We start from the raw sequence: 11,352 nt of genomic DNA, 5'->3' as shown, positions 1-11,352 counted from the left end.
TTTATTCGCTGGCCACTAACCTTTCCCACTTGGCATAGCGTTCTTCAATCTCCTGCTCTTTGGCGGCGTATTCTTCGGCAATGCGCTGACTTTCCGCAGGGTCAGCCTGAACATCCGGCTGATTCATCTGAAACTCCAGTCCCTTTAACTCCGCTTCGGCCATGGCGATTTCCGCCTCAGCCCGCTGAATCATCTCCGTGCGCTTGGCATCGCTCATGCTCTGAATCTTGCCAACTTCTGCCCGCTCTTTAGCGGCAGCTTTTTCCTCAGCCGCCTTCTGTGCTTCCGCAGGTTTCACGGCAGCCTTCTTAGCCGCTTCCTTTTGGGCAGCAGCTTCTGCTTCCAGCCGTTCTTCTTCCTCGGCCTCCCGCTCAGCTTCCTTCTTCATCAGATAATAGCTGTAATTGCCGCTGTATTCCGTAAGCTGGCCCTTATCGAGTTCCAAGGTGCAGTTAGCCACCTTGTCGAGGAAGTAACGGTCATGGGAAACCGCGAGGAACGTGCCGGGATAAGCCATCAAGGCTTCTTCCACCGCTTCTCTGGCGGGAATATCCAGATGGTTGGTCGGTTCGTCCAGAATAAGGAAGTTGGCACCCGTAAGCATCAGCTTCAAAAAAGCCACGCGGGACTGCTCGCCGCCGGAGAGGTCGCCAATCTTGCGCAAAACTTCGTCCCCGTGAAACAGGAACGCGCCCAGATAACGGCGGGCCTGTTCTTCGTCCACACCATAGGTATAGATGATTTCGTCGAGCACCGTCATATCCATGTGAAGCGTCTCATGCTGCTGGGAGAAATAGCCAATCTTTACCCGGCTGCCAATTTTTATCCGGCCTTTGGCAGCTTCCAGCTCGCCTACGAGGACTTTGAGCAGGGTGGTCTTGCCCGCACCGTTCGGGCCAACGAGCGCCACGCCGTCACCATTGCGAATCAAGAGGGACAAGTCCTTAAATACCGGTTCACTGCCATAGCCAAAGGTGACTTCTTCCAGTTCTGCCACACGCTGTGCACATTCAGGCGGCTTATGGAAGGCAAAGTAATTGAAGCTGGCAGCCTCCGGCGGCAGTACAATGCGCTCCAGGCGGTTGAGCTGACTCTGCCGTCCCCTGGCCTGCTTGGACTTGATGCCTGCCTTGTACTTACGGATGTATTCCTCCGTCTTTTTGATATGTTCCTGCTGTTTTTCGTAAGCAGATTTGAGCGCCTCGCGCCGGGCCGTCTTGACCCGCATAAAGTAGGTGTAATTGCCCTCGTAACTGGTGACGGTGTTCGCCTCCAATTCCACCATGCGCGTAGCCACCTTGTCGAGGAAATAGCGGTCATGGGAGATTATGAGCACACCGCCACGGTAGGTGCGCAGAAAACCTTCGAGCCACTCAATCATCCCGATGTCAAGATGGTTGGTCGGCTCGTCCAAAAAGAGGAAGTCTGGCTCGCGAAGCAAAGCCTTGGCCAGACAGATACGCGTCTTCTGACCGCCGGAGAAATGTTCGACATCCTTTTGGAAGTCATCATCCGTAAAGCCCAGCCCATAGGCCACTTTCTTAATCCGGCTGTCAAACTCATAACCGTTTAACTGTTCAAAACGCTCCACGACCTTGCCATAGGTGTCCAAAAGTTCTTCTTCACCTGCAGCAATGCGCTTTTCCAACGAACGCTTGCGCTCGCCGAGCTCAATGATATCGTCAAAGGCACGGCGGAACTCATCATAGAGCGTGCCTTCACCAAAGTCTGCCTGCTGCTGCACATAGCCGATGGTTTCGGCCGGGTCAAGCTGCACCGAGCCACCGTCAGCTTCTTCCTCCCCCATGAGAATCTTCATCAGGGTGGTCTTACCGGCACCGTTGGCGCCGACCAGACCGACCTTATCGCCGCCCCGCACTTCAAAATTCACATCATGGAAGAGTTCATCTATGCCAAAGGCCTTCTTGAGGCCATTAACTTTCAATATACCCAAGTTTACATTCTCCTCTATACTAGCCTTCCCCCCTGGGGAAGGTGCCCCACAGGGGCGGATGAGGTTCAAAGGCAATATACCTGCAACCTCATCCGTCAGCCTGCGGCTGCCACCTTCCCCAGAGGGGAAGGCTTTCATTCCTATCCTCCAGGGACTTCTATTTTTTATAATCCAATCCAATATGCACCACGGCCTGATTGGAACTGCCGCCGTCCATAATCACGCAGGCAAAGGGCATGCCGTAGAACACGTCCGTATTGCGGGTGGAAGTTGTGATGGTGGTCTGGGTACGGGAGCTGGTCTTGCCCGTTTCCACACCGGAAATCACAAAGCCCTTCCGCTGAAGAATCTGTGCCACTTCCGCAGCGGCACCGTTAATGCCGCTGTCGTTAATGACCATCACGGAAATTTCCTCCGGCTTCATGGGCTTGCTCTTTTCTTCCGGCTTCTCCGCCGTTCCTTCCACCACCTGACCAGAGGTCTTAGACTTAGCCAGCAGCTGCATACCGCTGGGCAGAGTCTTCATATAGGCGTCTTCATCAGCCTGGGCTCTCTGCTTTTCCCCTTCGCTGAGTTCGAGGCCCAGCTGCTCAGCCATCAACGAGCGTAAATCCGTAATATCGGGAATCCAATAGCTCACATCTTTGATGTAAGCAGGCTGCCCCGGCACCATCTGCGCCGACAGGCCGTTGTCGTGAACAGACTTCAGCTTGCCCGCAAACTCCACGAGCTCCGTCAGACTCATATCCGTCTGAATGGCGGACTTTACTTCTTCCACCAGTTTCGGCAGCTTAGGCAGCACCGAGGGCGAAATGACCTTGGCCAGCACCGCCTTCATAAACTTCTGCTGGCGGCCAATGCGGCCGATATCTCCCTCGCCATCACGATAGCGCACATACTGGATGGCCTTTTTGCCATTCATATGTTGCTCGCCAGGATAGAGGTCAATCACGAGGCCGCCGTCATCATCCCAAGGGTCTTCGTAGTACATGCGCTTTTCTACGTTGATGTCCACGCCGTCAAGCGCATCAATAATCCGTTCAAAGGCTTTGGTATCGATGATGATATAATGGTCAATCTTTGTGCCCAGCAGTTTTTCCACGGCCTCCTGGCTCATCTTATGACCGCCATAGGCATAGGCATGATTGATTTTCTCGTAATCATTGCCCTCAATCTGCACCCGCGTATCACGGGGCACAGAGAGCAGGGACGCTTTTTCCTTTTCCTGGTCAAAGGCCGCCACCATCATGGTATCGCTGCGGCCCACATCCCCCTCACGGCGGTCAACGCCCAACAGCATCACATGGGTAATCTGGTCGCTTTTCACCGGTTCGCCATCGCTGTTCACCAGACCGCCATCGTTGCGGGAATGATTGGCCGCCATTATGCCAGCCACTGCCACCAGCACGGTCAGCATAATCCCCAATATCCACTTGACTCTTTTATAACTGCGCTTACGTCTGCGCTTCTGCCGCATGATTCTTTGCTCCTCATTAATATATAGGTCGAAATTCAACCCCATAAGTATAGCAAAGATGGCCTTTAATGTAAAGAAAATGCCCGCGCCAAAAGGCGCGGGCTTCCTGCTCAAAGTGCCATCTTTTATTCCACATCCAAATCTGCCGTTACCTGATAGTAATCGCAGGCATGGGAGGTGTAGTTTTTCACATTGGCCTTGGAAATCATGCTCATCTTGAGGAAGGAGCAGAAGACAAAGGCATGGTCATCGAGTACGACCTGCTGCATCTGCAGGGCCAGCTGCGCACGCTTAGCGGGGTCAAATTCGCGGCTCAGCTGTGCTTCCAAAGCATCCAGTTTGGCGCTCTGGTACTTGCCCTGATTCTTGGTGGCATTCCCGGTGGCAAACACCGTGAACCAGTATTCGGGGTCACCGGTGGGCGCCTGCACATTGGCCATGGCGTAGATATCCCAGCCCTTCACATCCTTGACTGCCTGATTGTTGTCCGCGGTGCAGTTGACTTCCACCTGCATGCCGATGTCCTTCAAAGTTGCCTGGGCGGATTCTGCCAGCAGCGGCAGTTCCTGACGGCTCGGATAGGTCAGCCACTTGAGGACGAGCTTTTTGCCGTTCTTCTCGCGGATGCCATCACCATCCGTATCGACCCAGCCAGCAGCTTCGAGTACCTTCTTGGCGCCTTCCGGGTCAAACTTTTCGGCTTTTACCTTATCGCCGCCGAAAGCTGGGCCTGCGGGGAACACACCGTTAGCCGGGAAGCCGTTGCCATCCAAAAGTTTGGCCACGAAGTTTTCCTTGTCAATGCCCATGGAAATAGCCTGACGCACAGCCGGGTCAGCGCACACCGAATCCGGGTCGAAGTTCATCTTCCCAAAGAAGCAGCGGGAAGTAGAAATCTGCGAGATATTATACTTGTCATTGCGGAACAGCGGATAGCTTTCATAAGCCATGCCGTAAGCGGCCTGCACTTCACCGGACTGCAGGGCATTGGCGAGCGTATTGCCGTCCGTAATCGTGCGGATGGTAATCTTGTCGAGCTTCGGCGTGCCGCCCCAATAGTTTTCATTCTTCTTGAGTACCAGATGGTCATCCGTCTTGATATCCGTGGCAATGTACGGGCCAGTACCGGCCACAATGCCTTTTTCAAAGCCAGCATCCACATCAATGATGCAGCCATACGGGTCGCCGAGGTAGTTGAGGAGCGCCGGTTTCGGTTCCGTGGTCTTGATGATAAGCTCCTGCCCATTGGCTTCCATGGAGGCAATCTTCAAATCCTGTGCCGCCCGCTTATTATTGGCAATCAGATGCTCAAAGCATTGCTTGACGGCTGCGGCATCCAGCACACGGCCGCTGGAGAATTTCACACCATCACGCAAAGTGAACTTCCAGGTAAGCTCGTCCACATTCTCCCATTTGACCGCTAGCCAGGGCTGAATCTCCATATTATCGCTGTACTTAATCAGCGTTTCACCAATACCATAACGGATGCAGGCCCAGCCCGCATAGGTGTTATGCGGATTTACATCCGGCTCCTCATTGGAACTGTTAAAGGTCGTATCACCAATGGTCAGCGCCTTTTCACCAGTCTTGCTGGCTGTATCCGTGCCGCAGCCTGTAAGCACGCCGGCACTCAGGACTGCCCCCAATGCCAATGCCATTAATTTTTTCCATTTCATTTGTCAAAATCTCCTTCCTTTATGTAAAAAAATTCTACTGCCTCCGTTACAAAACGCTGTCAATCAGCTTTTTGGTATATGCTTGCTGAGGATTGTTGATAATCTCGTCTGGGATGCCTTCCTCCACAATTTTGCCTTCGTGCATCACGATTACCCGGTCGCAAAAATCCTGCACGAGCGCAATATCGTGACAGATAAAGAGATAGGCAATGCCCCGGTCTTCCTGCAGGCGGTTCAGCAAATCCAAGACCTCTGCCTGCACCGTCACATCAAGCGCCGAGGTCGCTTCGTCGAGAATGACCAGTTCCGGCTCAATAGCCAAGGCCCGGGCAATAGCCGCCCGCTGGCACTGGCCGCCGCTGACTTCATGCGGATATCGCTGAGCAAATTCCTCTCCCAGACCGCAGAGCGCCAGCAGATTTTTCGTCATCTCTGCTGCCTGCCGTTTGCTTTTGCCGTGGTTCAGCAGGCTCTCGCTGATGCCATCCCCTAATGTGCAACGCGGGTCAAAACTGTCCACGGGATTTTGAAAGACCATCTGCATTCTGGTATAGACCTCTTTGAGCTTCGCGCCACCGGCATTCGTGATGTCCTCTCCGGCCAGCATAACCTGACCTGCCGTTGGTTCCAGCAAATGGGCAATCATGCGGGCTACGGTGGTCTTACCGCTGCCGCTTTCCCCGATAATGGCCAGCTTCTCACCTTTTTTCAGGGAGAAGGTAACATCATCCACCGCCACAATATCTTCCCCATCCTTGCGAGGAAAGACTTTTTTAAGATGCGCAGTTTGCAGTATCGTATCCATCCGCTGCCCGCCTCCTTAGCCTTGGCATCGCCGCCAAAAGTTTTTGCGTATAGGGCGACTGGGGATTTGCCAATATCTCCCCCGCCTTGCCATACTCCATCATTTCCCCTTGATGAAGCACCAGCATCTTGTCTGCCATAGCCCGAACGACACCGATATTATGGGTCACAAGGATAATAGCCGTACCAAAGAGTTTCCGCGCCAAAAGCATTTCCTCAATGACCTGCTTCTGCACGGTAACATCGAGTGCCGAAGTGGGTTCGTCGGCCAAGAGAAGCTTCGGCTTTAGGAGCATGGCGGCCGCCACGCCGACACGCTGCTGCATCCCCCCGGACAATTCAAAGGGATAGCTGTCCCAGATGCGCTCCGGCTCACTAAAGCCAAACTTCGTAAAGAGCGCACAGGCTTCTGCCTTTACGGCCGCAGCGTTCTCATTTCCATGAGCCGCCATCATTTCCTTAATCTGCGCACCTACGGTACGGATGGGGCAGAAAGAATTGCCTGCCATCTGAAAAATCATGCCGATTTCCGTACCGCAGATTTTCTGCATTTCCTTGTCGCTGATATCCGGCAGGTCGAGTCCCTTGTAGTAAATATCGCCACGCGTCACCAGCCCATCCCGGCCAAGCATCCCCAAAGCAGCCTTAATCAGCGTGGACTTGCCGCTGCCACTTTCCCCGACGATGCCCAAAATCTCCCCTGCACCGAGGGAAAAACTGATATCGTGGACAGCCAGTTCCCCATTGTAGCTGATGTCCACATGTTCATAACGGATAATTTCTGACATATTATCTCCTGTTACTTTCTATTTTTCGGATCAAGATAATCGCGCACGGTGTCCCCCAGCAGATTGAAAATCATCACCGAGAAGAAAATCGCAAAGCCCGGGGATAGCGTCACCCAAGGCTGCGTGGGCAAAAGATTGCGGGTATCGCTCATCATGCTGCCCCATTCCGGAATGGGCGGCTTAGCCCCCAAACCAAGGAATGAGAGTCCCGCCAGCTCCATCATCATCGTACCGATATCCAGCATGGCCGTCACCAGAATTGGCCCGGCGATATTGGGCAGTACATGTTTGCGGATAATCTTGCAGGTACCGCTGCCCGCCATTTTTGCAGCCTGCATGAAGGTCGATGACTGCAAAGCCAAGGTCTGGCTGCGGGCCAGGCGTGCATATTTCGGCCAACTGATGGCCGCCAGGGCAAAGATGGCATTATGAACGCCGCCCCCTAAAACAGCTGCCACCGCCAAAGCAAATACCAACCCCGGGAAAGCCAAAAACATATCGGACAGGCGCATGAGCAGCGTGTCCACCCATTTTCCCGCCCAGGCACAGATAATGCCGATAATGCTGCCAAAGACCGCAATAAAGCTCACGAGCAGCAAGGTGGAAAAGATACTGGTCTTGCTGCCGGCAATGACCCTTGATAACATATCCCGGCCATAACGGTCCGTGCCAAGCAAGTGTTCTGCCGAAGGCGCTGCCTTAGTCATTGACATATCCTGCAGATAAGGGTCATAAGGGCAGAGATAGTCGCTGAAAAAGGAGGCAAGAATTAATAGAATGGCCAACCCGCCAAAGAACCAGAGCTTGCGCTGCAAGCGATTTTGACGTACATTCTGTACCCGGATGGTCGGGGCTATTGCCTGACTCATTTGGCATTCACCCCCAGACGGATACGCGGGTCAAGATGGTGGTATATAATGTCTGCCACCAGATTCACCAGAACATAGATAATGGCCATCCACATGACATAGGCCTGAATGATGGGATAGTCCCGCATGTTGATGGCATCCACGGCCAGTTTGCCTACCCCGTCCCACATAAAGATGCTTTCGATAATCGCCGTGCCCCCCAGGAGACTGCCGATAGACAGCGCGAGCAAGGTCATAATCGTAAGCATCGAAGCCTTCATCACGTTTTTCCAGAGAATCACCTGATTGCTTATGCCCCGAGCCTTCGCCCCAAGCACGTAATCCTTATTGAGTTCATCCAGCACCGCGCTGCGCACCTGCCGCAGATATTTGGCCGACATGGCAATCGCTAAAGTCAGGGTAGGCATAATGGCGCTCCGAAAATCCGTACCGCTGGAAATGACCGGCAGCACGCCCAGCTGAATGCCCAAAAACTCCATCAAGAGCATCCCCACAAAGAAGTTCGGCATAGCATTACCCAGGAAACTGCCGAAACGCAGCACAATATCCGCGATTTTATCATGACGAACCGCCGCCAGTATTCCACAGGGCAGGGAAATCATGACCGTCAGGGCAATGGAAAGCGCCGTCAACAATAAGGTTGCCGGCAGTTTTTTCATAAAAGCCAGCAGCACATCCTCACCGGTCACATAGCTAACGCCCATATTGCCATGCAGCATGCCCCAAAGCCAGTTGATATACTGCTGAAAAAATGGCAGGTTCAGCCCCAAAGCCGCCTTCTTCTCGTCAATGATTTCCTGCGCCACTTCCACGCCGCGGTTAGTATACATCTCTGTCACCGCATCACTGCCCGCCAGATACATCAGCAAAAACGATAAAAACGTAATGCCAAACAAAATCGGTATCAGCTGGATAAAGCGTTTTACCGCGTAATTCATGCCTTGCTAAGACCTCCCTCTTCTCTATAATATTTTATGATACAAGATTTTTCTCGGAAACATAAGCCCCCCAGGGGGATATGCAGAACATTTTATCGGAATACCAGGTATATCATATCCCCTTCTTTTTATCAGAGAAAATATAATTTTCATTTTTTTGAAATTATATCCCCCCAGGGAGCTTGTGAGCCTTCCATAAAATTTTTATAATAGATTATTAAATAGCTTTTCCTCTTCCTTCGGTGGCTCGGTTGAATGAGGAAAGCATCCTATGCAGAAAACAACAGCCCGTTTGTCCTCTGCAATAAAATAAGACGTCGCGCAGCAGTCTCCTTGCTATGCCCGGCGTCTTATTTCATATTGGTATAAAGGAGATCGATAGTATGTATAATCCCAAGTCCAGTAAAGCAGATGAATTCATCAATCACGAAGAAATTCTCGCCTCACTTGCTTATGCCGACCAGCATAAAAATGATGTGGAACTTATCGATGCCATTCTGTCCAAAGCGCGTGAATGCAAAGGCTTGAATCATCGGGAAGCCTCCGTACTTCTGGCCTGCGATATTCCCGAAAAAAACGAGGAAATTTATCACCTGGCGGAAGAAATAAAAAAAGAATTCTACGGCAACCGCATTGTTCTTTTCGCCCCGCTTTACCTCTCCAACTACTGTATCAACGGCTGTATCTACTGCCCCTATCATGGCATCAATAAAAATATTCCCCGGGTAAAACTTACCCAGGAGCAGGTCCGCGATGAAGTCATTGCTTTACAGGATATGGGTCACAAACGGCTGGCTATCGAAGCCGGTGAAGACCCGGTAAATAACCCCATCGAATACGTCCTCGACTGCATTCATACCATTTATTCCGTCAAACATAAAAACGGCGCCATCCGCCGTGTCAATGTGAACATTGCCGCAACCACCGTAGAAAATTACCGCCGCCTGCACGAAGCTGGCATTGGCACCTATATCCTCTTTCAGGAAACCTATCATAAGGACTCCTATGAGGTACTTCATCCCACTGGCCCCAAACACGATTATGCCTACCATACGGAAGCTATGGACCGTGCCATGGAAGGCGGCATTGATGATGTAGGGCTGGGCGTTCTCTTTGGCTTGGATAAATACCGCTACGAATACACCGGTCTCTTAATGCACGCAGAGCATCTGGAAGCCAAATTCGGCATAGGGCCGCATACGATTTCCGTACCGCGAATATGCCCCGCTGAAGATATTGATGTAAACACCTTCAGCAATGCCATTGACGATGACACCTTCGCCAAAATCGTCGCCTGCATCCGGATTGCCGTACCCTATACAGGCATGATTGTTTCCACCCGCGAGTCACAAAAATCCCGTGAACGGGTTCTTCATCTGGGTATTTCCCAAATTTCCGGCGGCTCCCGTACCTCTGTAGGCGGTTACACGCAGGAAACACGCCCCGAAGACACCGTGCAATTTGACGTATCCGATACCCGTTCGCTGGATGAGGTGATGAAGTGGCTGATTGATATGGACTACATTCCCTCCTTCTGTACAGCCTGCTATCGGGAAGGCCGCACCGGTGACCGGTTCATGGCCCTTTGCAAGGCCAAGCAGATTCAAAACTGCTGTCTGCCCAATGCACTGATGACGCTGAAAGAATATCTTGAAGATTACGCATCCCCGGAAACAAAAGCTGCCGGCGAAAAACTCATCACCAAAAACATTCCCCAGGTAAGCAATCCTGCTGCCCAAAAAACATTACAAAAGCATTTACAGCAAATCGAACAGGGCGAACGGGATTTCCGTTTCTAAAAAAGACAGGCATAGCGAAGAGCAAATTCTTCGCTATGCCTGTTTTCGTCATTCTGAATTTATTTTTTTGTCTCCTTGATTTCATGCTTCGTCCAGAGTGGATGATGTTCCTGAGCATGCTGGGCATTGATGGTTCCATCGCCAAACATACTGCAGAACTCCGGCCAGTTATAAATTCCCAACGGAATATGTCCTCCCACAACGCACATAAACAAGAAGATACCGACCACCAAATGGATACGGTCAGCATAAAAGGCAATTTCCTTGGGCACCAACGGCAGGGCGATATAGAGCACCAAACCCGTCAAGATCAGCAAAATCGTCCCTACCAGCACCATGACCCCCATCATTTTTTGCCCGGAGTTGAGTTTATTCATGGGAGGAACCTCATATTCCAATAGCAGGAACTTATGAATATAGCCACCGGAAATTTTCATCCAGGCATAATCATCATCCGTCCACGTGGTAATCTCCCGCCAAAAAGAAATCACCCGCCCGGGGCAAAGCAAAAAGAACAACGTACAGGCGATAAATAAAACCATACCACCGACAATATGTACCTGCATCGCCAGATTCATGCCAGCATCCCCCAAGGGGCGGAAAAAAAGGATTAATCCGGTAAAACCTGCGGGCAAAAAGCTGAGCACCAGACACCAGTGAAATAATCGTGTCGGCAATTTATGATGCAGGATACGCTCATTTCCTTTGAATTTTTTCATCTTTCTCCCGCCTTTCTTACAAGATGCTGCGATCGATATAATGGGTATGGAACAACTCTTCGGCCAGCGGGCTCATGGGCTGGAAGTTAAGGCTCTTGTACATATTCAACAGGCTTTGATTGTTATGGCTCTGACGTTTCGCCTGCTTCTCATCATCCTGATAAAGGCCCGCCGTACGCATTTTGATGTATTTCGTCCGGTCAACGATTAAATCGGTCATCGTATAAACACCAGTCCAAAGGAAAGCGCTCACGATCCCCACAAAGCCTAAAAATTCCCGGCGGCTGATCTTTACACCTTTTTCTTCATAGGAATATTTTTTCATGGT

Annotated in this window: 10 protein-coding genes; 1 reads left to right on the top strand and 9 read right to left on the bottom strand. The window is 51.5% G+C overall.

The features are described from left to right. Position 1: 1 nt before the first annotated feature. The 7 genes from T320_RS13105 to T320_RS13075 all read right to left on the bottom strand — a co-directional run bounded on the left by T320_RS13105 (position 2) and on the right by T320_RS13075 (position 8,506). Positions 2 to 1,954 (bottom strand): ABC-F family ATP-binding cassette domain-containing protein, encoded by a 1,953-nt coding sequence (locus T320_RS13105; protein WP_037357038.1) that lies wholly within the window; start codon positions 1,952 to 1,954, stop codon positions 2 to 4. 157 nt (positions 1,955 to 2,111) lie between these two features. Then, complete coding sequence (locus tag T320_RS13100) at positions 2,112 to 3,431, bottom strand: LCP family protein (RefSeq protein WP_037356796.1); 1,320 nt, start codon at positions 3,429 to 3,431, stop codon at positions 2,112 to 2,114. A 125-nt stretch (positions 3,432 to 3,556) separates the two neighbouring features. Next, entirely contained in the window at positions 3,557 to 5,107 is a 1,551-nt protein-coding gene (locus T320_RS13095; RefSeq protein WP_037356793.1) for an ABC transporter substrate-binding protein, read from the bottom strand. A 46-nt stretch (positions 5,108 to 5,153) separates the two neighbouring features. Beyond that, entirely contained in the window at positions 5,154 to 5,912 is a 759-nt protein-coding gene (locus T320_RS13090) for an ABC transporter ATP-binding protein (protein WP_026760052.1), read from the bottom strand. Next, the gene (locus T320_RS13085; RefSeq protein WP_026760051.1) at positions 5,881 to 6,699 is read right to left on the bottom strand and encodes an ABC transporter ATP-binding protein; all 819 of its coding nucleotides are present in this window, start codon (positions 6,697 to 6,699) and stop codon (positions 5,881 to 5,883) included. The genes T320_RS13090 and T320_RS13085 overlap by 32 nt, the downstream gene beginning before the upstream one ends. An 11-nt stretch (positions 6,700 to 6,710) precedes the next feature. Next, a complete protein-coding gene (gene nikC / locus T320_RS13080; RefSeq protein WP_037356790.1) occupies positions 6,711 to 7,568 on the bottom strand; it encodes a nickel transporter permease in 858 nt (285 codons plus the stop codon). Continuing rightward, positions 7,565 to 8,506, bottom strand: coding sequence for an ABC transporter permease (locus tag T320_RS13075; RefSeq protein ID WP_026760049.1), 942 nt, complete (start codon positions 8,504 to 8,506; stop codon positions 7,565 to 7,567). The genes nikC and T320_RS13075 overlap by 4 nt, the downstream gene beginning before the upstream one ends. A gap of 383 nt (positions 8,507 to 8,889) precedes the next feature. Here T320_RS13075 and hydG point away from each other — a divergent pair, with 383 nt between their 5' ends. Continuing rightward, positions 8,890 to 10,305 (top strand): [FeFe] hydrogenase H-cluster radical SAM maturase HydG, encoded by a 1,416-nt coding sequence (hydG, locus tag T320_RS13070; RefSeq protein ID WP_037356787.1) that lies wholly within the window; start codon positions 8,890 to 8,892, stop codon positions 10,303 to 10,305. A gap of 59 nt (positions 10,306 to 10,364) precedes the next feature. Here hydG and T320_RS13065 read toward each other — a convergent pair whose 3' ends face one another. After that, positions 10,365 to 11,024 (bottom strand): cytochrome b/b6 domain-containing protein, encoded by a 660-nt coding sequence (locus tag T320_RS13065; RefSeq protein ID WP_037356784.1) that lies wholly within the window; start codon positions 11,022 to 11,024, stop codon positions 10,365 to 10,367. Between the two features lie 16 nt (positions 11,025 to 11,040). Then, positions 11,041 to 11,349, bottom strand: coding sequence for an iron hydrogenase small subunit (locus tag T320_RS13060; RefSeq protein ID WP_026760046.1), 309 nt, complete (start codon positions 11,347 to 11,349; stop codon positions 11,041 to 11,043). Between the last annotated feature and the right edge of the window lie 3 nt (positions 11,350 to 11,352).

The organism is Selenomonas sp. FC4001 (assembly GCF_000701565.1).
Classification (GTDB): domain Bacteria; phylum Bacillota; class Negativicutes; order Selenomonadales; family Selenomonadaceae; genus Selenomonas_A; species Selenomonas_A ruminantium_B.
Note: the sequence above shows the minus strand (reverse complement) of the source record. Positions and strands in the feature narration are given on the sequence as shown.